The 21,365-nt window shown below is 43.5% G+C and carries 25 protein-coding genes; 7 read left to right on the top strand and 18 right to left on the bottom strand.

Annotation, left to right across the window (positions count from 1 at the left end; all coding sequences use genetic code 11):
* Positions 1 to 342 precede the first annotated feature (342 nt).
* The 7 genes from L0P88_RS21160 (at position 343) to L0P88_RS21130 (ending at position 5,019) form a co-directional block, all read left to right on the top strand.
* On the top strand, positions 343 to 996 hold the full coding sequence (locus L0P88_RS21160; protein WP_247131868.1) for a DUF2268 domain-containing putative Zn-dependent protease: 654 nt from the start codon (positions 343 to 345) through the stop codon (positions 994 to 996).
* Positions 997 to 1,119: 123 nt separating this feature from the next.
* A complete protein-coding gene (locus L0P88_RS21155) occupies positions 1,120 to 1,659 on the top strand; it encodes an RNA polymerase sigma factor (protein WP_247131867.1) in 540 nt (179 codons plus the stop codon).
* Complete coding sequence (locus tag L0P88_RS21150; RefSeq protein WP_247131866.1) at positions 1,659 to 2,198, top strand: hypothetical protein; 540 nt, start codon at positions 1,659 to 1,661, stop codon at positions 2,196 to 2,198. The genes L0P88_RS21155 and L0P88_RS21150 overlap by 1 nt, the downstream gene beginning before the upstream one ends.
* On the top strand, positions 2,182 to 3,267 hold the full coding sequence (locus L0P88_RS21145) for a DUF4097 family beta strand repeat-containing protein (RefSeq protein ID WP_247131865.1): 1,086 nt from the start codon (positions 2,182 to 2,184) through the stop codon (positions 3,265 to 3,267). The genes L0P88_RS21150 and L0P88_RS21145 overlap by 17 nt, the downstream gene beginning before the upstream one ends.
* A 94-nt stretch (positions 3,268 to 3,361) precedes the next feature.
* Positions 3,362 to 4,027 (top strand): hypothetical protein, encoded by a 666-nt coding sequence (locus L0P88_RS21140; protein ID WP_247131864.1) that lies wholly within the window; start codon positions 3,362 to 3,364, stop codon positions 4,025 to 4,027.
* Positions 4,027 to 4,167, top strand: coding sequence for a hypothetical protein (locus tag L0P88_RS21135; protein WP_247131863.1), 141 nt, complete (start codon positions 4,027 to 4,029; stop codon positions 4,165 to 4,167). Before L0P88_RS21140 ends, L0P88_RS21135 begins: the two co-directional genes overlap by 1 nt.
* A gap of 129 nt (positions 4,168 to 4,296) precedes the next feature.
* The gene (locus L0P88_RS21130) at positions 4,297 to 5,019 is read left to right on the top strand and encodes a head GIN domain-containing protein (RefSeq protein WP_247131862.1); all 723 of its coding nucleotides are present in this window, start codon (positions 4,297 to 4,299) and stop codon (positions 5,017 to 5,019) included.
* A 761-nt stretch (positions 5,020 to 5,780) separates the two neighbouring features.
* Here the strand turns inward: L0P88_RS21130 and hisIE are convergent.
* From hisIE to L0P88_RS21040, 18 genes are all read right to left on the bottom strand, one after another.
* Entirely contained in the window at positions 5,781 to 6,377 is a 597-nt protein-coding gene (gene hisIE, locus L0P88_RS21125) for a bifunctional phosphoribosyl-AMP cyclohydrolase/phosphoribosyl-ATP diphosphatase HisIE (protein ID WP_247131861.1), read from the bottom strand.
* Between the two features lie 81 nt (positions 6,378 to 6,458).
* On the bottom strand, positions 6,459 to 7,214 hold the full coding sequence (hisF, locus tag L0P88_RS21120; RefSeq protein WP_247131860.1) for an imidazole glycerol phosphate synthase subunit HisF: 756 nt from the start codon (positions 7,212 to 7,214) through the stop codon (positions 6,459 to 6,461).
* Between the two features lie 42 nt (positions 7,215 to 7,256).
* Complete coding sequence (locus L0P88_RS21115) at positions 7,257 to 7,619, bottom strand: four helix bundle protein (protein ID WP_247131859.1); 363 nt, start codon at positions 7,617 to 7,619, stop codon at positions 7,257 to 7,259.
* Between the two features lie 119 nt (positions 7,620 to 7,738).
* Positions 7,739 to 8,257 (bottom strand): DinB family protein, encoded by a 519-nt coding sequence (locus L0P88_RS21110; protein WP_281499700.1) that lies wholly within the window; start codon positions 8,255 to 8,257, stop codon positions 7,739 to 7,741.
* A complete protein-coding gene (locus tag L0P88_RS21105) occupies positions 8,250 to 9,029 on the bottom strand; it encodes a HisA/HisF-related TIM barrel protein (protein ID WP_247131857.1) in 780 nt (259 codons plus the stop codon). Before L0P88_RS21105 ends, L0P88_RS21110 begins: the two co-directional genes overlap by 8 nt.
* 34 nt (positions 9,030 to 9,063) lie before the next feature.
* Positions 9,064 to 9,420: a four helix bundle protein gene (locus L0P88_RS21100; RefSeq protein ID WP_247131856.1), complete on the bottom strand. Its 357-nt coding sequence runs from the start codon at positions 9,418 to 9,420 to the stop codon at positions 9,064 to 9,066.
* A gap of 24 nt (positions 9,421 to 9,444) precedes the next feature.
* Positions 9,445 to 9,882 (bottom strand): GNAT family N-acetyltransferase, encoded by a 438-nt coding sequence (locus L0P88_RS21095; RefSeq protein WP_247131855.1) that lies wholly within the window; start codon positions 9,880 to 9,882, stop codon positions 9,445 to 9,447.
* Complete coding sequence (gene hisH, locus L0P88_RS21090; RefSeq protein ID WP_247131854.1) at positions 9,882 to 10,460, bottom strand: imidazole glycerol phosphate synthase subunit HisH; 579 nt, start codon at positions 10,458 to 10,460, stop codon at positions 9,882 to 9,884. The genes L0P88_RS21095 and hisH overlap by 1 nt, the downstream gene beginning before the upstream one ends.
* Before the next feature lie 230 nt (positions 10,461 to 10,690).
* Positions 10,691 to 11,011: a four helix bundle protein gene (locus tag L0P88_RS21085; protein WP_247131853.1), complete on the bottom strand. Its 321-nt coding sequence runs from the start codon at positions 11,009 to 11,011 to the stop codon at positions 10,691 to 10,693.
* 22 nt (positions 11,012 to 11,033) lie between these two features.
* Positions 11,034 to 12,170 (bottom strand): bifunctional histidinol-phosphatase/imidazoleglycerol-phosphate dehydratase HisB, encoded by a 1,137-nt coding sequence (gene hisB, locus L0P88_RS21080; protein WP_247131852.1) that lies wholly within the window; start codon positions 12,168 to 12,170, stop codon positions 11,034 to 11,036.
* Position 12,171: 1 nt separating this feature from the next.
* A complete protein-coding gene (hisC, locus tag L0P88_RS21075; protein WP_247131851.1) occupies positions 12,172 to 13,215 on the bottom strand; it encodes a histidinol-phosphate transaminase in 1,044 nt (347 codons plus the stop codon).
* A 32-nt stretch (positions 13,216 to 13,247) separates the two neighbouring features.
* Complete coding sequence (gene hisD, locus L0P88_RS21070) at positions 13,248 to 14,534, bottom strand: histidinol dehydrogenase (protein WP_247131850.1); 1,287 nt, start codon at positions 14,532 to 14,534, stop codon at positions 13,248 to 13,250.
* A gap of 88 nt (positions 14,535 to 14,622) precedes the next feature.
* Entirely contained in the window at positions 14,623 to 15,477 is an 855-nt protein-coding gene (gene hisG, locus L0P88_RS21065; protein WP_247131849.1) for an ATP phosphoribosyltransferase, read from the bottom strand.
* 292 nt (positions 15,478 to 15,769) lie between these two features.
* Complete coding sequence (locus tag L0P88_RS21060; protein WP_247131848.1) at positions 15,770 to 16,585, bottom strand: prohibitin family protein; 816 nt, start codon at positions 16,583 to 16,585, stop codon at positions 15,770 to 15,772.
* Between the two features lie 13 nt (positions 16,586 to 16,598).
* Positions 16,599 to 18,623: a VWA domain-containing protein gene (locus L0P88_RS21055; protein WP_247131847.1), complete on the bottom strand. Its 2,025-nt coding sequence runs from the start codon at positions 18,621 to 18,623 to the stop codon at positions 16,599 to 16,601.
* A gap of 13 nt (positions 18,624 to 18,636) precedes the next feature.
* Complete coding sequence (gene fabG, locus L0P88_RS21050) at positions 18,637 to 19,383, bottom strand: 3-oxoacyl-[acyl-carrier-protein] reductase (protein ID WP_247131846.1); 747 nt, start codon at positions 19,381 to 19,383, stop codon at positions 18,637 to 18,639.
* A gap of 107 nt (positions 19,384 to 19,490) precedes the next feature.
* Positions 19,491 to 20,363: a succinate--CoA ligase subunit alpha gene (gene sucD, locus L0P88_RS21045; protein ID WP_247131845.1), complete on the bottom strand. Its 873-nt coding sequence runs from the start codon at positions 20,361 to 20,363 to the stop codon at positions 19,491 to 19,493.
* 63 nt (positions 20,364 to 20,426) lie between these two features.
* A complete protein-coding gene (locus L0P88_RS21040; protein WP_247131844.1) occupies positions 20,427 to 21,362 on the bottom strand; it encodes a UDP-3-O-(3-hydroxymyristoyl)glucosamine N-acyltransferase in 936 nt (311 codons plus the stop codon).
* Positions 21,363 to 21,365 lie beyond the last annotated feature (3 nt).

The following is a 21,365-nucleotide window of genomic DNA, read 5'->3' as shown; positions in this document are numbered from 1 at the left end:
CTCTTAACTTTTAACTTTTAACTTCTAACCCTTAACCTCCAACCTCCCACTTCTAATCTCGTTCCTCTAACTTCGTACTTCTAACTTTTAACTTTTAACTTTTAACTCCCAACCCCTAACACCTAACGTCTAACTTTCCCCTTCTCCATGTAACGCTTTGTCTTTTTTGTTGTCTTCAGTACTAAATAATTCAATAATCCAATGCATTTTCTTACGCTATCCGACCCGTGTCGTCTTTTGAAAAAATACTGGATATCTTTATCCAAGAGTTTGCTATTATCCCTAACTGCGGGACTTACCGTTGCTTGCAACTTCAATACAAGGAGCGCTCAAACTTCCACGTTGCATGTCGTTTTCCAGGAAGAAAAGGCGCAATTTACCCAACCGGAAAAAGAGCGCATCCATGAGTATTTGATGGATTCCGAAAAAGTGGTGCGAAGCCTTTTGCCCAATTTACCGGACAGCATACAAGTACAGCTCGAAATTGTGGATTGGAACCTGGAAAGTGTCGGTGGTGTTACCGGGCGAGCTGAATCAAATTCCCCTCCCCTGGTTTTAATCCAAATATCCAATGTGCATGCCAATGGTATCCTGGGCGCTATCGAGGCAGGCTTAAAATCCACGGTTTATCATGAGTTCCACCACTTGGTGCGGGGTTGGGCCATTCAAGACAACAAATTTGGGCCCGGCATAGCCATTGCAATGGTCAATGAAGGATTGGCCGAAGTGTTTGCCGAACAATACACAGGTCAGGAATTTGAGGCCAACCATATTCCCGAACATGTGAACGCCGATGATTGGGTTGAGGAGCTATTGGCTTTACCAAGGGACGCCAGTTATCAGGAATGGATGTTTGAGCACCCCGATGGTAGAACCTCTATTGGCTATCGTACCGGAAACCATGTCATCAAAAAGGCTATGGAAAAATCGGGTAAGAATATTTTAGAGTTAAGTAAACTTGCCCCAAATGAGATTCTAAAGCTTGCGGGATATTAAAAGGGCATAAGTTGCCGCTATTTTTATTGTCACCTTCTTTTTTTTTGAGCTTTTTACCTTCCAAGTGCAACCCTTTACTTTTGTACTTGTCTTTAGTACAAACTAAGGCATCAACCTAAACCCTTGGAAACCGATATCCGCTTTACACATCAAACCCTGGTTGAGCAATGCAAGACCGGCAATCCCAGTTCGCAATACGAGCTGTACAGCCTGTACGTAGATGCCATGTTCAACGTGGGGCTTCGGTTTTTGGGGAACAAGGAAGATGCCGAGGACATTGTGCAGGACAGTTTTGTGGATGCCTTTAAAAAGCTGAACAGCTTTAAATACGAGAGCAGTTTCGGGGCTTGGCTCAAACGGATTGTCATCAATAAAAGCATCAACCACCTCAGGGCCAAAAGGGTTCCCTTGGTGCCCATGGAGGCCCATGAGTTCCATCTGGCGGATGAGGAGCCCATGGAGGCCGATGCGGTGGATGTACAAAAGGTAAAAAGGGGCATTTCCCAATTACCGGAAGGGTATAAGCAGATCATTAACCTATACCTGATTGAAGGTTATGACCATGTGGAGATTGGGGAGATACTGGATATTTCGACGAGTACCTCCAAATCACAATACCACAGGGCAAAGAAAAAATTAGTGGAAATCATACGAGCATTGTAATGGACAATTTTGAAAAACATATTCGGGAAAACGCCGCTCAGTTCAACGAACATAAAGCGGACCGTGCCAAACTATGGGCGAATATCTCGGCAGAACTGCACCAACCGGAACCCAAGGTAATCCCCCTTTGGAAACGGCCCATGCTACGCATCGCTGCCAGTATTGTACTCTTGTTTGGTATTGCAAGTTTTATTGGCTTATCCGTTTTAAGCGGTGGTACCACAGAAACCCAGTATGTGTCCAAGGAACTGTTGGAAATCGATATGCACTACAAAGGGTTGGTCTCCTACCAGGTACAATTGGTACAGAACAATCCCAATCTGTCCGAAATGGACAAGGCCGAGTTTTTATCCTTTATGGACGAACTGGATGCCGAGTATGAAACACTTCGCAAGGAAATGCGAAACAATCTGGACAATGAGCGTGTCTTGGAGGCCATTGTGGCCAACTACAAAAAGCGTATTGAGCTTATTGAGAATTTATTACAACAACTAAACGATGCTAAAAATTCCGATGAAGATTATGGCTACACCTTATAAAACAATACTTTGGATGGCATTGGCGCTGTTCTCGGTACATTTGGGTACCGCGCAGGAGAGGGTTTCCAAAACCGTGGAGAAAAGCTTTTCGCTTACCAATGCCGGAGAACTACGCTTGGAAAACAAATACGGAAACATTACCCTAACGGGATGGGATCAGGACGAAGTAAAGGTCACCACGGCCATCCGGGTGAACCACAGAAAGAGGAGCAATGCCGAAGATCTATTGGATCGTATTCGTCCCAAGTTCACTTCCGGTGGGAATTATGTGGCCGTTGTTTCAGAAATCATCAATAAAAATACCGGATGGTTTGCGGATTTCTTTAACCGAAACAATCCCATTGATTTTGATCGCAGCCATGTGCAAATTGATTATGAGGTCTTCTTGCCCCGCAAGGCAACCCTTAAGGTTACCAATAGGTTTGGGGATGTTGTGCTGCAAGGATGGAGTGGACCCCTTAACACCTTGATTGAGCATGGTGATCTTTGGATCGGGGACGATCTGGCCAGGGCCGATATTATCCTGAAGTTTGGAAAACTACGGGCCAGGAATATTGAATATGCCGATCTTAATCTTAAAAATGGGGAACTGGATATGGAGGACGTCCAAACCCTGCGTTTGAACAGTAGTGGTACGGACATGAAGATCAACACGATCAATTCCTTGGAAGTGTATTCCAATAAGGATGATATTTCACTTGCCGAAGTAGGCAAGATGTATGGTACTTTACAATTCAGCACCTTGAACCTGGAACGTTTGACAAAAAGTGCGGATATGAAGATGAAAATCGCCGATTTCAATGTGGCACGGATTGCAGAATCGGTATCCGATCTTTCCATAGCGCAGGAATCCTCTGAAATCAATCTTATGGTCACCGATTTTTCACATCGCTTCACGGCCACCGTGGAACAGGGAGTGGTACGTTTGCCCAAATCCTTTGAAAACGTCAATTCCGAAATGTTGGACAAAGGACGAAAATTGCGGAAGATAGATGCTACCTATGGCGATAGTATGAACGGCACCATTGGTATCAATGGAGTTAAGGGAATTATAACCTTACGTGAATAATTTTTACCGGAAAAATGCAACCCTTTGGATATTTAGTTGTCTTTAGAACAAACCTGCCCAATCATCGGGCAGATCAATCAAAAAACCTAACACAATGAACAATCAAAAATCGATTACCCTACTACTGCTCTTTCTCCTTTCCCTGGCTGTAAGGGCACAGGATGATGAAGCCAATTACATCACTTTTAACGACAGAAGAAACGTTGTCCACGGGGTATATGTGGGATTTAGCCTTGGCTACGGCGAAATTGAGGGCGAGGACACCTATGTTGGTGGCTTTAAGATAGCCTATGTGGCCAATCAACAATTTGAGGTGGGCTTTTTGGCCAAGGGCGTGTATTCCAGGCAGAACATTTTTAATCCAAGGTCCGGTGATAATGACGATTTACTTGCTGGCTATGCCGGATTTCATTTGGAGCCCATCCTTTTTGGGAAATCGGCAGTAAGCCTTTCCTTTCCCGTATTCATAGGCGGCGGGGCCGTGGGCTATGTGGACCGCGACACCGTGAACAATGGAGGGGATGTGGATTTTGATGATGACGATGTGGATGCCGTCTTTGTATTGGAACCGGGGGTGAGCGCCCTTTTCAATATATCCAGATTCGTACAAATTGAAGCGGGTGTAAAATACCGGTTCTCCAGTGAAATAGAACTGACCGACAGCCCCATTGACCGTATCAATGGTTTTACCAGTGAAATTGGGATCAAACTGGGCATTTTTAACATGGGTAGGAATCGATACAAAAAACAATTGAACTAATGGAAACAACAATCAAAAAACGACAATCAATCAATACCCTTCGGGTGTTCACCGTAAATAACCAGGTATATATTACGAAAGGACGGGAAAGACGTTTTCCGGTTCCCTTGCGTTGGATTCCCGTTCCCCTGGATAGCTGACCCTCCTTCCGAACTTGGTTCGGAATCACATTGCCATAATTGAATGAGGCCTTGGAACACACTGCGACTGTATGTAGTGCAAACTTCAGGGTGGCGAATTAATGCATAAACCTTTAAATAGCAATCAAAATGAAATCAACATTGATCCATAGCCTGATTTTGGCCACCGTATTACTTGTGTCCTCTTGTGACACCGAATCGATTCGGGTTTCCGATACCATTTCAACCCGGCAATACTCCTTTTCCAATTATGAAGCTTTGGAGCTCTCCGGGGATTTTAATGCCTTTGTTACCTTTTCCGAAACCGAAGAACGTATTGAAATTGAGGCCAATGACAACATCCAAAGTAAAATAAGGGTCTCCCAAGATGGGAACACCTTAAAGATCCGGTTGGAAAACAACGTCGCCCTACGGGGGAATGCCACTATGAACGCCTACATTACAACACGCAACATATCCCGGTACCGGGTTTCCGGCGATTCCTCCGTAGAACTGGAAAACCTATTGGTAGCGAACACGGTTACCGTGGACGTTTTGGGCGACAGCCGCTTTTATGGAGAAGTGGATACGAACAATTTGTCCGTTGATGTAAAAGGAGACTCCGTCATAGATGTATTTGGCACTGCCGGAACGGCCAATGTGGATTTAAGTGGTGATAGTACGATAAAAGACTATGATCTGGTCGTAGAAGACCTTACCATAGACATGAGCGGGGATAGCTCGGCATACCTGTCCGTCAATGGCACCATTGATATTGACGCCTCCGGGGATAGTGCGCTTAACTATCGTGGAGATGCGGAAATCATTCGGCAACGTTTGACTGGGGATTCCAGAATACAGAAGAGGGATTAGTACTATCCCTCAGTTCAAGTATCCGATAAAGGAGGATGTATCGAGAACCATTGTGCCAGAAAGGCTTCTCGATACTTTTTCAATTTCGCTTCCGCTCTATTGAAAACACTCGAAGTGACGCAATGAAATTGATAATCATGAAATTTGAATTAAGTTGATACTGTCAGTTCGAGTGTCCGACGAAGGAGGATGTATCGAGAACCATTGTGCCAGAAAGGCTTCTCGATACTTTTTCAATTTCGCTTCCGCTCTATTGAAAACACTCGAAGTGACGCAATGAAATTGATAATCATGAAATTTGAATTAAGTTGATACTGTCAGTTCGAGTGTCCGACGAAGGAGGATGTATCGAGAACCATTGTGCCAGAAAGGCTTCTCGATACTTTTTCAATTTCGCTTCCGCTCTATTGAAAACACGCGAAGTGACGCAATGGAATTGATAATCATGAAATTTGAATTAAGTTGATACTGTCAGTTCGAGTGTCCGACGAAGGAGGATGTATCGAGAACCATTGTGCCAGAAAGGCTTCTCGATACTTTTTCAATTTCGCTTCCGCTCTATTGAAAACACTCGAAGTGACGCAATGGAATTGATAATCATGCAATTTGAATTAAGTTGATACTGTCAGTTCGAGTGTCCGACGAAGGAGGATGTATCGAGAACCGTCGTACCAGAAAGGCTTCTCGATACTTTTTCAATTTCGCCTTTGCCTAAACGAAAACACGCGAAGCGACAAATCCCATGTACCGATCTTTCCCATTTAATGCCTGTTTTCCAGAACTTTGACGACGTCCTTTAATGAATAGCCTTTGGCCTGTAATAAAATCAAATAGTGGAACAATAAATCCGCACTTTCGTTCAAAAACAGTTCTTCATCATTATCCTTGGCCTCAATAACGGTTTCCACGGCTTCTTCCCCCACTTTCTGGGCAATCTTATTGATTCCTTTTCGGAACAGTGAGGCCACATAACTCTTTTCATCATCCTGGTTTTCCTTACGGGAAGCGATAATTTCCTCCAATTGGGATAGAAAGCCAAAAAATGGTTCATTCATCTCTCCCCAACAGGTGTCCGTTCCTTCATGACACGTTGGCCCTACCGGATTGGCGCGCACCAATAGCGTATCGTTATCACAATCTACCTTTAAATCGACCAATTCCAAAAAATGACCACTCTCCTCCCCTTTTGTCCATAGGCGTTGCTTGCTACGGCTAAAAAAAGTGACCTTTTTGGTCTGCTGTGTTTTTTGAAGGGCTTCCTGGTTCATATAACCCAACATGAGAACAGCTTTGGTCCTGGCATCCTGAACAATTGCCGGAACAAGCTCGTTACCGTCTTTTTGAAAATCTATTTTCATTTATTTGGTTTTGGTTGTTAGTTGATGGTTGTTCGCTTTCAAAAACCACCAACAACTATTAACTTACAACGATTAACACATTTAAATTCTCACCGGAATCCCATCCTTTTTTAGTGCTTCCTTTAAGTCCTTAATGGCAATTTCCTTAAAATGAAAAACGCTTGCCGCCAAGGCGGCATCGGCCTTCCCTTGCACAAAAGTATCGGAAAAATGAACCATTTCCCCGGCACCCCCCGAGGCAATCAATGGGATGTTCACCATTTCCGAAAGTTGCGCCAGCGCTTCATTGGCGAATCCGTTTTTAGTGCCGTCATGGTTCATACTGGTAAACAGGATTTCCCCCGCGCCACGTTTTTCCACTTCTTTGGCCCAGTGGAACAAATCCAATTCGGTAGGTACTTTGCCCCCGACCAAATGTACTTTCCACTGTCCGTTGATCTGTTTGGCATCTATGGCCACAACTATGCATTGTGAACCAAATTTGGCCACCAGTTCATTGATCAAATCGGGCCGTTTTACGGCCGAGGAATTGATGGAGACCTTATCAGCCCCGTTTTTCAGTAAGATATCCACGTCTTCAACAGAGGAAATCCCTCCGCCAACGGTAAACGGAATATTGAGTTTCTCCGCCACATGATAGACCAAATCCGCAAGTGTCTTTCGCTTTTGTTCCGTGGCGGAAATATCCAAAAAGACCAGTTCGTCAGCCCCCTCTTCCGCATAGCGCTGGGCCAATTCCACCGGGTCCCCAGCATCACGCAGATCCACAAAATTGACTCCCTTTACGGTCCGACCATCTTTGATGTCTAGGCAGGGTATGATTCGTTTGGTCAACATGGTTTTAATTTAGAGTTTAGAGTTTAGAATGACGAGTTATGGTTATGGTTTTGATTGGTTCAACCTTTTTCTAACTGTTTTTATTGAACTAACGGCTATGGCCAAAAGCTCATTCCCCTCTTCCCACAATTTTTGAATGGTCTCTTGTTTTCTTACCTCTGTTCTCTTCAACATTTCTAGCCAAAACATGCTTTCATCTACCTCTTCTTCAACTATTTTGAGCTTATTGATGAAATCTTTGTCTGATTTTGCCCTGCAAGCAGCTCTGTAATTAGCCCCTACCGAGCTTGAACTTCTAATAAGTTGCCTTACCCAAGCATCGTATTCCCTGGACTTTGGGAACTCTTTGCAAAGCTTCCAACATTCAAAAGCAAAATCTTTAGTGCGATTTTTCAAATCATTCATAGTTCCTTTACTCTAATTCTAAAATTCATCATTCGCAATTCGTCATTCATCATTCATCATTCGTCATTCATCATTCATCATTCGTCATTCATCATTCATCATTCATCATTCGTCATTCATCATTCGTCATTCAGCATCGTAAGATCATGTCCATCATAAAATCCCAGTTGCGCATTGTGCAATTGTTTGACCCAAAAGGCAATCTGTCCCGTATGGTATGAAAAATGTTCGACCACATGGATACAGTTGCCAATGCCGGAGAACTGAAATCCCTGTACTTGTTTTTGTTTTAGAAAACGTTCAATAGCGGTGCTATTGAAGGTATCCTTTACGGTATTCACCGTTTCTTCAAGAAGGGCAAGCAACTGCTGCTTGGTATACCCGCCAGAGGCTGTAAATTCCTTATCCCTTTCCCGCTGATCTTCACTTTCCTTCAAGGAGGCAATTCCATATTGGGTCATATTGCCACAGAGATGCAAAATTAAATTGCCAATACTGTTCAAGGACGAATTGGGTTTCTGCCAGACCTGTGCTTCGGAAACCCGTTCCAAAGCAATTTGAATCATTCGTAAGCTCTCATCCATTCGAAAGCAACAATTCTGAACAAATTCGACTTTAAAACGTTTTATATCATCCATACTGTAACCTATAGTTTTCCAATTCTTTTAAGGATATCCTGTTCTCATATATTGCCTTTCCTATAATTACCCCTTCACAGCCTATTTGCTTAAGTTTTGGTAATTCCTCCAATGCTGAAATACCACCACTTGCAATCAATTTGATGCCATTTTCCTCAATGTCCACAACACCGCTACCGCCAATTTCAGTTCTGATGACCTTGGTTTTATTCAACAACTCTTTGTAGACATCAAACGAAGGCCCCTCCAACATTCCGTCCTTCGAAATATCGGTACAAATCACATACCGCACCCCCGCTTTTTGAAACTTTTTCACAAATGGAACCAGTTGTAGCTCGGACTCCTCTTGCCAACCGGAAACGGCAATGTTCCCTTCTTTGGCATCGGCACCCAGAATGATCTTAGCATTACCATAGGTTTTGAGCCAACCCAAAAAAGTAGCTTCATCCTTTACTGCAATACTCCCTCCCGTAATTTGGTCGGCGCCACTTTCAAAGGCAATATGCAAATCCTCATCCGTTTTTAACCCGCCCCCAAAGTCAATTTTCAAATCGGTCTTGGTAGCAATCTGTTCCAGAACCTTATGGTTCACGATATGCCTGGATTTTGCCCCGTCCAGGTCAACCAAATGCAGGTATTGGATTCCGTGGTCCTGAAATTGTTTTGCGACCTCCACAGGATTTTCATTGTACACCTTCTTTGTGTCATAGTCCCCTTTGGACAGGCGTACACATTTGCCATCAATAATATCAATTGCCGGAATGATTCTCATAGTAAATCTTAAATTAGAAGTTGGAAATCGGAAATCATTGGTTCATTCGTTTTTTGACGGTATTAATGGAAGCAACCATTATTTTCAAAAGTTCTTCACCTTCTTTTAAAATGTTACGTAATTCTTCTTGGTTTTTATCCTCTATTTCAATAAAAAGTTCTAACCAGAAAACACTTTCATCAGCTTCCTCCTCTACGATTCTCAGTTTATTTAAAAAATCCTTATCAGATTTTCCACGCAAAGCAGCGCGATAATTTGCGGCAACCGAGCTTGAGCTTCTTAGAAGTTGTCCAGCATAGGAATCATACTCGCGGGACTTTGGGATTTTAGTACAAAGATGCCAACAGTCAATGGCAAATCTCTTTGTTCTATTTTTAAGTTCGTTACTCATCTTCAATTATTTCAGATTTCCTATTTAGTACTTCCTATTTATGTTTTTGTTCTTTTTAAACATCCAAGTTTCGGGGTCAGGAATTTTAGTGAAGCCAAATTGACGATACAAACCATGCGCATCACTTGTGCGTAAACCAAAACCATTGACATTTTGTAAATCTGGATGGTTCAATATCTGATTTACCAACATTTTTCCATAGCCTTTACCTTTAAATTCATCAGCAACAAACACATCCATTATCCAAGCAAAAACAACATAATCCGTGGCAACCCTTGCAAAACCGATTTGACTATTTGATGTTTTGCAAAACAAGCTAAAACATAAAGAGTTCGCAATGGACAGCCTCACATCCTCCAGGGAACGCCCTTTGGCCCAATAGGACGTATTGGATAGATACGAATGGACAAATTCCAGATTGATCCTGTTTTTATCCGTTGTTATTTCAAGTACTTGTTCCATTAGAGATTCAAAAAGTTTTGAAGGATTTTGGAACCGTATTCGCCCGACTTTTCCGGGTGAAATTGAACGCCATAGAAATTGTCCTTCTGGAGGGCAGCGCTATATTCCAGACCATACGTACTCGTAGCGATAGCTTCATTCGTCTTAGGGGCATAAAAACTATGCACCAGGTAAATAAAGTCATTGTTCAAACCATTGAACAGTTCTCCTTTAAGGTTTTCAATCTTGTTCCAGCCGATTTGGGGTACCTTAAGGCCAGAATTGAATTTTACAACATCTGTATCGAAAATTTCCAATCCTTTGGTATTGCCTTCTTCTGATGAATTGCACATCAATTGCATGCCCAAACATATGCCCAGAACCGGTTGGGTCAAATCGGGGATCAAATCATGTAATCCACTTTCCCAAAGCTTGCCCACGGCACTGCTTGCTTCACCTACACCAGGAAAAATGACTTTATCCGCCTTACTTATGGTTTCAGCATCGTTGCTCAATGTAGCCTCAACACCCAGCCGTTGAAAGGCAAATTTTATGCTTTGGATATTTCCGGCACCGTAATCGATAATGATCAGATTCATTAAAACAGGTTAAAGGTTAAATGGTTAATGGTTAAATGGTTAATGGTTAAATGGTTAAAGGTTAAATGGTTAATGGTTAAATGGTTAAAGGTTAAATGGTTAATGGTTAAATGGTTAATGGTTAATGGTTAATGGTTAATGGTTAAAAGTACCAAGTATAATATAGAAGGTATGGATTTCCCAAAACAGTTCATCAAACATTATTTTTTATTCATCCTTGCCCTTTTAATTTAGGCCACAACAATTGCCAATAGCTCTTTAGCTTCCTTATGCAATTGCTGGATAGTTTCAAGGTCATTTTCATTTACCTCCATAAAAAGTTCAAGCCAATAAGCAGTTTCATCAACTTCTTCTTCAACAATTTTGAGCTTATTGATGAAATCTGCTGTACTTTTTGCCCGCTGCGAAGCACGATAGTTGGCACCTACAGAACTCGAAGAGCGAATCAGTTGTCGAACCCAGGCATCAAGTTCCCTTGATTGAGGCACCGAACGGCAAAAGCGAAAACAGTTCACCGCAAATATTTTGGTTCTACCTATTAAATCTTGCACCTTTAACTTTTAACCTTGTACTTTAAATTATTCCCTTTGTGGAAGGTAAAACCATTTTTTCCACATCCCTTTTCACCGCCATTTTGATGGCCTTGGCAAAGGCCTTGAAAATCGCTTCTATCTTATGGTGTTCATTGGTTCCCTCAGCCTTGATGTTCAAATTGGCCTTGGCACCATCACTAAAGGATTTAAAAAAATGATGGAACATCTCCGTAGGCATATCACCAACCATTTCGCGTTTGAATTCAGCTTCCCAAACCAACCAGTTCCTACCGCCAAAATCGATGGCTACTTGTGCCAAGCAATCATCCATGGGCAAACAAAATCCATAACGTTCAATTCCCAGTTTATCACCAAGGGCAATACTAAAAACCTCCCCTAGTGCAATTCCCGTGTCTTCAATGGTGTGATGTTCATCCACTTCCAGATCACCATTCATTTTAATGGTCAAATCCATCTGACCGTGTCTTGCCAATTGATCCAACATATGGTCAAAAAATTTAAGGCCCGTATCGATGTTCGCCTTCCCTTTTCCATCCAAATCAAGTTCAATCCGGACATCGGTTTCCTTGGTCTTTCTCTGGATTTTTCCGATACGATTTGACAATTTTAAAAACCCATAAATCGCTTCCCAGTCATTGGTCTCCAGCGCGATATAGTCAGAAAGGTCTGTCTTGGAAACGATGATTTCATCCAGTCCTAGGCGCGTTTCGTCATTGATGAAAATGCCTCTGGCCCCCAAATTCTTCGCCAATTCCATATCCGTAAGTCGGTCCCCAATTACAAATGAGTTTGGAAGGTCGTATTCTTCTGTCAGAAACCCTTCCAGTAACCCGGTGTTGGGTTTTCTTGTGGGGGCATTGTCCTTGGCAAAAGCCCGGTCTATCAGAACTTTTGAAAACCGAATCCCTTCATTCGCGAGGGACTGCATCATAAAATTATGGACCGGCCAAAATGTTTCTTCCGGGAAGGTTTCCGTACCCAAACCATCTTGGTTGGTGACCATAACCAGTTCAAAATCCAACTCTTTGGCAATTTTGCCCAAATACGTGAACATCTTGGGGTAAAACTCCAACTTCCCAAAGGCATCCAATTGTTCATCATCTGGTTCTTTGGCCAAGGTTCCGTCCCTATCAATAAACAAAATTCGTTTTCCCATTCTAAATCGTTCTTAGTACTTCAATCAATTTTTTATTTTCCTGTTCCGTGCCAATGGTAAACCTAAGGGTATTGTCACAAAGGGGTTGCGAACTTCTATTGCGCACCACTACCCCATGCGAAACCAACTGTTGGTAGCGCAAATCGGCCTTGTCCACCCGTACCAATACAAAATTGGCATCCGTTGGATATATTTTTTGTACAAAAGGGATTTGCCCAAGGGCCCTAATCAAATTATCCCGTTCCCTTAAAATACGGGCCACCTCCTGTTGTACCCTATTGGGTTGTGCTACCCGCTCCAACGCCCGTTGTTGTGTCAATTGGTTGACGTTATAGGGCGGTTTTATTTTTTTTAGAATCGTAATGATAGCTTCTGAAGCGTAGCAAATACCCAAACGGACACCGGCCATCCCATAGGCTTTGGACAAGGTTTGGGTAATAATGAGGTTTGGAAATTCCCCAAGTCGCGATAACCAGCCCTCTTTGCCGGAAAAATCAATATAGGCTTCATCAATGATCACCAAGCCATTGAATTTTATGATAAGTTCCTCTACTTTTTCGGGATCAAAGCCATTTCCCGTAGGATTGTTGGGCGAGCATAAAAACAACAATTTGGTATGGTCGTCCGATCGTTGTAAGATATGTTCCACCACGGGCTGAAAGTCCTCCCAGAGCAATACTTCCCTGTTTTCCACGGCATTGGTTTCTGCCAATACTTTGTACATACCGTAGGTAGGCGGCAGGGTGATCACATTATCTTTATGGGGTTCACAAAATGCCCTAAAAATCAAATCCAGGACCTCATCGCTGCCATTGCCCAATAGTATCTGGGCGGTTTGTACCCCTTTTTGTTCCGCCAAAACTGATTTTAGGCTGCGCTGATGTGGATCGGGATAGCGGTTCACCCCATTTTCAAAAGGGTTTTCATTGGCATCCAAAAATACCATGTCCCTATCAAAATCCTTAAACTCATCACGGGCCGATGAATAGGGTTTTAACCGCTTTACGTTTTCCCGTACCAAACTATCCAGTTTAAACTTCTTCATATTTAGATTTCGCGACTCCGTTTGAAATGCCGTTAGTTTTTTAGTTCTTTCAATCTAAGGGTTACCGCGTTTTTATGGGCCTGTAAACCTTCGGCCTCAGCCATCAATTCCACACTCCTTCCAATATTTTGAATTCCCTCTTTGGATATTTTTTGAAACGTCATGCTTTTCATAAAGCTATCCAAATTTACTCCGCTATATTGTTTGGCATAGCCATTGGTAGGGAGCGTATGATTGGTTCCCGAGGCATAGTCCCCGGCGCTTTCGGGTGTATAGTTTCCGATGAACACTGAACCAGCATTCATCGTATTATCGATATAAAAATCCTCGTTTTCAACACAGACAATATAGTGTTCCGGGCCATAGGCATTAATGAGTTCCAAGGCCGTCTTGTCATCTTCAACATAGATCAACCGACTGTTTTCAATGGCTTTTTTTGCAATATCCTTTCGGGGAAGTTCCTGAATTTGTCTTTCAATTTCTATTTCCACCTGCTCCATAAAAGGCGCTGATGTGGAAACCAAAACAACCTGACTATCCACCCCATGTTCAGCCTGACTCAACAGATCGGAAGCAACAAATGCTGCATTGGCAGTTTCGTCCGCTACCACCAACAATTCACTTGGACCTGCGGGCATGTCAATGGCAACGCCCAGTTTAGTGGCGTACTGTTTCGCAACGGTTACATATTGGTTTCCTGGGCCAAAAAGCTTGTACACCTTGGGAATGGTATCGGTTCCATACGTCATTCCCGCTATGGCCTGGATACCTCCAATTTTAAAAATTCGCGTAACCCCGCACAGTTGGGCCGTGTAAACAATGGTAGCATCCAGATTGCCGTTTTCATCCGGAGGGCTGCACAGAACAATCTCTTCACACCCTGCCAACTTTGCAGGAATGGCCAACATCAAAATTGTTGAAAACAAAGGGGCCGTACCACCAGGGATATATAGTCCCACTTTTTGAATGGGCCGTTTTTCCTGCCAACATTTTACCCCAGGCATGGTTTCCAAAACAACCTCCGTTGTTTTCTGTGCCCGGTGGAATGATTCGATATTTGATTTGGCGATCTGGATGGCCGCTTTCAATTCTTTGGAAACGCTGGCATCTGCTGCGGCCATTTCTGTTTGGCTGACCGTAAAATGGGATAGTTCCACCCCATCAAATTTTTTGGTAAACGCTTTTATGGCCTTATCCCCATTCTGGGACACTTCTTTAAATACCTCGGCCACAATGGGTTCAATGGCATCAAAAGATTGTGTGGGCCTTGCCAGAATTTCTGCCCATTCCGTTCGCTTCGGATTTTTATACTTTTTCATATGCCTCCTTAACTTCCCTCAAATGGGAATTTTGTTCTTTCATTTCCTCCTTTTAATCACCGACACTACACCGGAGGTCGGGAGGGGCTTATAACACCATTTTTTCAATTGGGCAGACCAAAATACCTTCGGCACCCGCCAACCTCAATTCATCGATTACCTCCCAAAATTTGTCTTTGTTGATTACCGTATGTACGGAACTCCAGCCCTCGTCCGCCAGGGGCAATACCGTAGGGCTGCGCATCCCCGGTAAAATTTTCAATATTGCATCAAGACTGGTGTTGGGTACGTTCATCAGGACATAACGGTTTTTTCTTGCCTGCAGCACAGATCGGATCCTAAACCTAAGTTTATCCAGGATTTGCCTTCGCTCCTGATCTATTTTTGGGGAAACGGCCAAAACCGCCTCGCTCTTTAACAGCACTTCGACCTCCTTTAAATTGTTCTTGAACAAGGTGCTGCCGCTGGATACAATATCGCATATCACATCGGCCAGGCCAATATTGGGGGCTATTTCCACGGAACCATTGATCAGATGGATGTCTGCCGTTATTCCCCAACCCTCCAAAAACTTTTGTACCGTATGGGGATATGAGGTGGCGATACGTTTGCCCTCAAAGTCCTTGTAGTTACTGTAAGCATTGTTCTTTGGAATGGCCATGGAAACCTTGCATTTTGAAAAACCGAGTTTTTCCGCGACCTCTATCCCCTCCCCTTTTTCAAAAAGCACATTTTCGCCTATAACGGCAATGTCCACCACACCATCCTTTAAATACTGTGGAATATCGCCATTGCGTAAATAAAAAACGTCCATGGGGAAATTCCTGGCACTGGCCTTTAGCTGGTCCTTACCATTGTCAATGGAAATCCCGCATTCCTTTAAAATCTTAAGGGAGTCTTCGTTGAGCCTGCCACTTTTTTGAATTGCGATCCTTAGGTTCATAACTTCTTGTCTTTCCTGCCCGTCACCCTGAGCGCCCACCTGAATGCCAAGAGCGGGCAGGTAGTCGAAGGGTAGGCAGGAATCTAATTTAACATTACAACTTATTTCAACAGTTACCCACTGTCGTGGGAATAAAAAAACCCGCTTGATTACTCAAACGGGTCAGGTTATTTTGATTTACACAAAATATCGTTACCTCGCCTGAGCGATGCTATCGATATGATGGTGTGTAAATTTGTTTCTCATTTCGTTGACGAAGGTAAAATTTAATTTCTACACAAAAAAGAAATTATTAGTTATTTCCCAAAATCAAGGGGAGGCCGTCATCTCCTGAACCAACCACCACTACTTTGGCATTTGGGGATTGAGATAACTTTAAAGTGGCCTCTATGCCCTTGTCCTGCAAAATCTTGTCCGTAAGCGATGCGCTCAAAATCTTGTTCGCATCGGCCTTACCCTGCGCCTCTATACGCTGACGTTCGGCTTCCTTCTCGGCGGTAACCAGTCGAAATTCGTATTCCAAGGATTCCTGTTCCTGTTTCAATTTACGTTCAATCGCCTCCTTAATGGTTGGGGGGAGGGTAACATCGCGCACCAAGATTTCATCGAGAACAATATGTTGGCCTTCAACGATTTTCTTGGTTTCTTCGAAAATTTCAGCCTGAATGGCATCCCTTTTACTGGAATACAACTGCTCAGGGGTATAACGCCCCACTACCGAACGTGCTGCAGATCGGATGGTAGGCAGCAAAATCCTATCCAGATACCCTTCGCCTATTTGTTGGTGAAGCTGGCCCAATTCCCCATATTTGGGCATATACCATGCCGAGGCATCCAATTGAATATCCAAACCATTGGAGGAAAGCACCTTCATTTTCTCAAATACCTCCTGTCTTCTTACTTCGTATATGTATACCCTGTTCCAAGGGGCCACCAAATGAAAGCCTTCTCCCAAGGGAGGTTGGTCAGTAACCACACCACCGCTAAAACGTTTCCAAAGCACTCCTGCTTCACCGGCACCAATGTTTATGGCCGATTTGGAAATTAAAATGAACACTAAAATTATGACCACCACGGTGGGCAATGCAATTTTTGGTAATCTATCCATAAGTCCTATTCTTTTATAATAATCCGTTATATTTTCTAATAAACCATTCCAGGGCAAGGGCCAAAACCATGATGCCCAACACTATGCTAAAATCTATTAAAGATACTACATTCTTTGTGCTTTTTTGAACTGGAAGAAATTGATTTTCGTTCAATAAATCTGTTATAAGCCCAGAAACCTGGGAAGGGTAATACAAGTTTCCGGAATTGTTTTCTGCCAATCTTCTTAGCTTTAAATGATTGGCATTTAAGAATTGCTTTTCCAAATCAAAATCCAAAATTGTAAACTGCCCCGATTTGGAAATACGTTCCCTGGTTTCCGTAACCGTAAAGCTATACTCCCCTTCTTCCAAGTCGCTCAAGTCTGCCTGAAATTGATTTCCTTTTAAAAGCATGGGAATATCCCGGACCAGTCCATCATTACTTTTCAGATTTAAATTGAGACTGGCATTTTCATCAAAGCTATAGGTATTGTCAAAAAAGGACGCTTTAATCAAGGTTTCCGAAGCGTTTTCATAGGTCGTTTCAAAATCCAACTGCAATCGTTCCCTTTTCCCCGAGCTGGAAAGGTAGAATATGAGTTTTCCCATGAGTTCATCAAAGCCTGAAAAATCCTTTTCGTTCCTGTACGTACGCAACCGCCACTTCCAAATGTTGGCACCCAAAAGAAATGCCTGTTTACCGCCATCGGGAAGGATAAACCATAACGGTTCCTCCAGATTCACCCTACGTATCTGTTGGTAGGCGATTATACTGGGTTCCGTGTTGAATCGCAATTCCCCCAATTCCCCTTCCAAAGGTGGAAATCCATCCATCAGAAAATTGGAAATATCAAATACCTCAAAAGCGGCATTTTTGAACGGAAGGATTTCCTCGCCCTGACCAAATGCTTCCATGGTAAAACCTTCCAATTTGGTGTTTAAAAAGCTCCAATCCGTTTCGGGGCCCGTAATCGTAAAAACGCCCCCTCCCCGCTGTTTGATAAAATCATAGATGCTTCGAAAGGAGGCATTGGGTTGGTAAAGGACAAAAACATCAATGGCTTCCAACCTTTCCACGGGTGTATTGGGGGCCATGATGACCACCTGCCGTTGTTCATTGGATTCGATGGCTTTTTTTAATGCCCCAATATCCGGATGCTTAAAAGAAGATACGATACCAACTACCGTTTTTTCATCAATGATCTCTATAGTGGTACGCTTTACGTTGTTCAGGACATTCTTTTCGTTTTCCAAGGCGGACAGGGCCACTTCAATGGTTTTGATGCCCGTTGACTGCGCTTTTAGGAGTATGTTGATGTCATGGGAGCGCTCATTTTTGGAAAACTGCAAGGACTCCCTGTGGACAACACGGCCATCCATCGTGATTTTGACAGTGGTCCCGACCGTGGATTCCCCTGAATACACAAGCTGGGCCTCCAATGGGAATTGGTTATCCAAGAAGGCATATTTGTTCAGGTTCACCAACCCCACTCCAATGTCTTGATAGGACGTGGTATCCCCAACAACTATGGTATGGAGTTGTACTTGATTTCCTAAATCCAGATACTCATAATCCCTTCCATAGGTCTGGTTTCCGTCGGAGACCAGGATTACCGCATTATTTCCGCTGGCAAAGGTCTCTTTCAGGGTTGCCAGTCCATTTGAAATGTCCGTCCTTTTTCCGGCGAAATCCAGGCTGTCCAGGGGTTTTACCTCTTTTGAAAAAGCATATGGTCGGATGGAGAACTTTTCCTGCAATCCTTCATCCTGGGAAAATTGATTGACCAAATCCATAACCACCCCAGACTGTCCAAGGTTGGAAATGGAGGAGGACCCATCCACCAAAAGCACCAGATTGGACTTTTCCAAACGATAGCTGTTCTTGATAAATTCCGGGTTGATGAGTAACAAAAATCCCGAGAACAGCATTACAAAACGAAGCCCTACCAAAAGGATTTTTTTGGTTGCCCCACCCGTATAGTCCCGGTAGTGGAAAACTGCAATACCCAGCGCCACAAGAAAGGCTATCAGCATCAATACTATGGTCTGGGTCTGCATAAAAAGGTTTACGTTAAGTCAGCATACCACCGTCTACGTTCAAGACCTGACCCGTTACATAAGCAGAAAGGTCAGAGGCCAGGAACAAACAAGCATTGGCAACATCCTCCGGTGAGCCTCCCCTTTTCAAGGGAATGGCATCCCGCCAGCCTTGAACGGTTTTTTCATCCAACTTGTCGGTCATTTCGGTTTCAATAAAACCTGGAGCGATTGCATTGCATCGAATATTTCGGGAGCCCAATTCCAGGGCAACTGATTTTGTGAAACCAATCATTCCGGCCTTGGAAGCCGCATAATTGGTTTGACCCGCATTTCCCTTAACGCCCACAACACTGCTCATATTGATGATGGAACCGGACCTTTGCTTTAAAAGTGTACGTTGCACGGCTTTGGTCATATTGAAAACGGACTTCAAGTTGACCTCAATTACCTTGTCAAAATCTTCTTCCCCCATACGCATCAACAAGTTGTCCTTTGTGATTCCGGCATTGTTGATCAATACATCTATTCCGTCAAAATCCTGCAATACCGAAGCTACCAATTGCTCCGCTTCCTCAAAACTGGCAGCGTTGCTTTTATAGGCTTTGGCCTTCACTCCCAAGGAATTAAGCTCCTTTTCCAATTCCAGGGCAGGGCCTTCACTGGAACTATAGGTAAACGCCACATTGGCTCCATGACGTGCAAATACTTCCGCAATTCCTTTGCCTATGCCCCTGCTGGCCCCGGTAATGATTACATTCTTATCGTCTAAAAGTTTCATAGGTTTTAATTAAGGTTGGTAAAATTCAAATATAGGATTTGTGAGGGTATTGGCCCATAAAAAAATCCCGAGCAGGCCGGGATTTAGTATTGTTTTAACGGATTGCCCTACGCCATCACCTGTTTTACGGTGATGCCTATTTTGGCTGGAGAATCCACCACATGGATTCCACATTCCCGCATAATACGCTTTTTCGCCTGTGCCGTGTCATCACTACCTCCGACAATGGCGCCGGCATGGCCCATGGTACGACCGGCAGGCGCGGTTTCTCCCGCAATAAATCCGACTATAGGTTTTTTACTGCCACTTGCCTTATACCAATTGGCGGCATCGGCTTCCAATTGTCCCCCAATTTCCCCGATCATGACCACACAATGGGTATCTGGGTCATTGATCAAAAGTTCAACCGCTTCTTTTGTAGTAGTTCCGATGATGGGATCTCCCCCAATTCCAATGGCCGTGGTTATTCCCAAACCTTGGCGAACCACTTGATCTGCGGCTTCATAGGTCAATGTTCCGGATTTGGAAACGATGCCTACATTGCCTTCCTTAAAGACAAAACCGGGCATGATCCCAACTTTGGCCTCACCAGGGGTGATCACACCTGGACAATTGGGTCCTATCAACGTGCAATCCAAGTCCTTGATATAATCGTTTGCTTTTACCATATCGGCCACCGGAATACCTTCCGTTATCGTTATGATCACTTTGATCCCTGCATTAGCGGCCTCCATAATGGCATCTGCGGCAAAGGCAGGTGGCACAAAGATGATCGATGTATCGGCCCCAACCTTTTCAACAGCATCCGCTACCGTATTGAACACGGGTTTCCCCAAATGTTCCTGTCCGCCCTTACCCGGGGTGACCCCACCAACAACATTGGTTCCGTAAGCTATCATTTGTTCCGCGTGAAAGGTTCCTTCACTTCCGGTAAAACCCTGTACAATTATTTTTGAGTCCTTATTGACCAATACACTCATTATATCTTTTTTAAAAAGTTCGACAAAAATAGGATATCATCAATGAAAAATAAAGTCCGTTCCTTAAATGTTCTTTACTTTTTCCAATATGCTCGGAATCTGTTTTACGCTTGCCATTTGCTTCAACTTTTCCCGGGCTTCTTCTGCAGGACTTCCAAAATAGGTTTTTCCACCTTTCAAGGATTTTGCGATACCTGTCTGGGCAAGGACCACGGCCTTTTTTCCAATAGTAATCCCACTGGTCACGCCTACCTGTCCCCAAAGGGTGACCTCATCTTCAATGACCACACAGCCGGCAATACCACATTGTGAGGCAATGAGACATTTTTTACCAATGACCGTATCGTGTCCTACTTGGATTTGGTTATCCAATTTGCTTCCCTCTTTTATTGTTGTATCACCGGTAACACCCCTATCAATGGTACAACCAGCACCAATCTCAACCTCATCTTCAATCAGTACCCTGCCTACTGACAAAAACTTATCCCATTTTTCATCTCGCTTGTTGTAGTAAAAAGCATCTCCCCCAAGGACCGTTCCTGAATGTATAATCACATTGTTGCCTATAATGCAATTATCATTGATGGTCACATTTGCATGAATTAGGCAATTTTCCCCAATCCTTACATTGTTTCCAATGAATACGTTAGGTTGAATTATGGTGTTCTTCCCAATGGTAGCGGATTCAGCGATAGTCTGCGAAGCAGGTTGGAAGGGTTTGAAATGTGTCGTTAATTTATTGAAATCCCGAAATGGGTCATCAGAAATCAATAGGGATTTGCCTTCGGGACAATCCACTTTTTTATTGATCAATACGGTAGTTGCGGCGGAATCCAAAGCTTTTTGGTAGTATTTTGGATGGTCCACGAATACGATGTCCCCGGCTTCAACCACATGGATTTCATTCATTCCCAGCACCTCAAAATCCGGTGCACCTACAAATTCAGCTCCTATGAGTTCGGCAATTTCGCTTAAGGAGTATGGCCTGGCAAACTTCATCGC

The organism is Muricauda sp. SCSIO 64092 (assembly GCF_023016285.1).
Taxonomy (GTDB): domain Bacteria; phylum Bacteroidota; class Bacteroidia; order Flavobacteriales; family Flavobacteriaceae; genus Croceivirga.
This window is presented reverse-complemented; position numbering and strand designations above follow the sequence as displayed.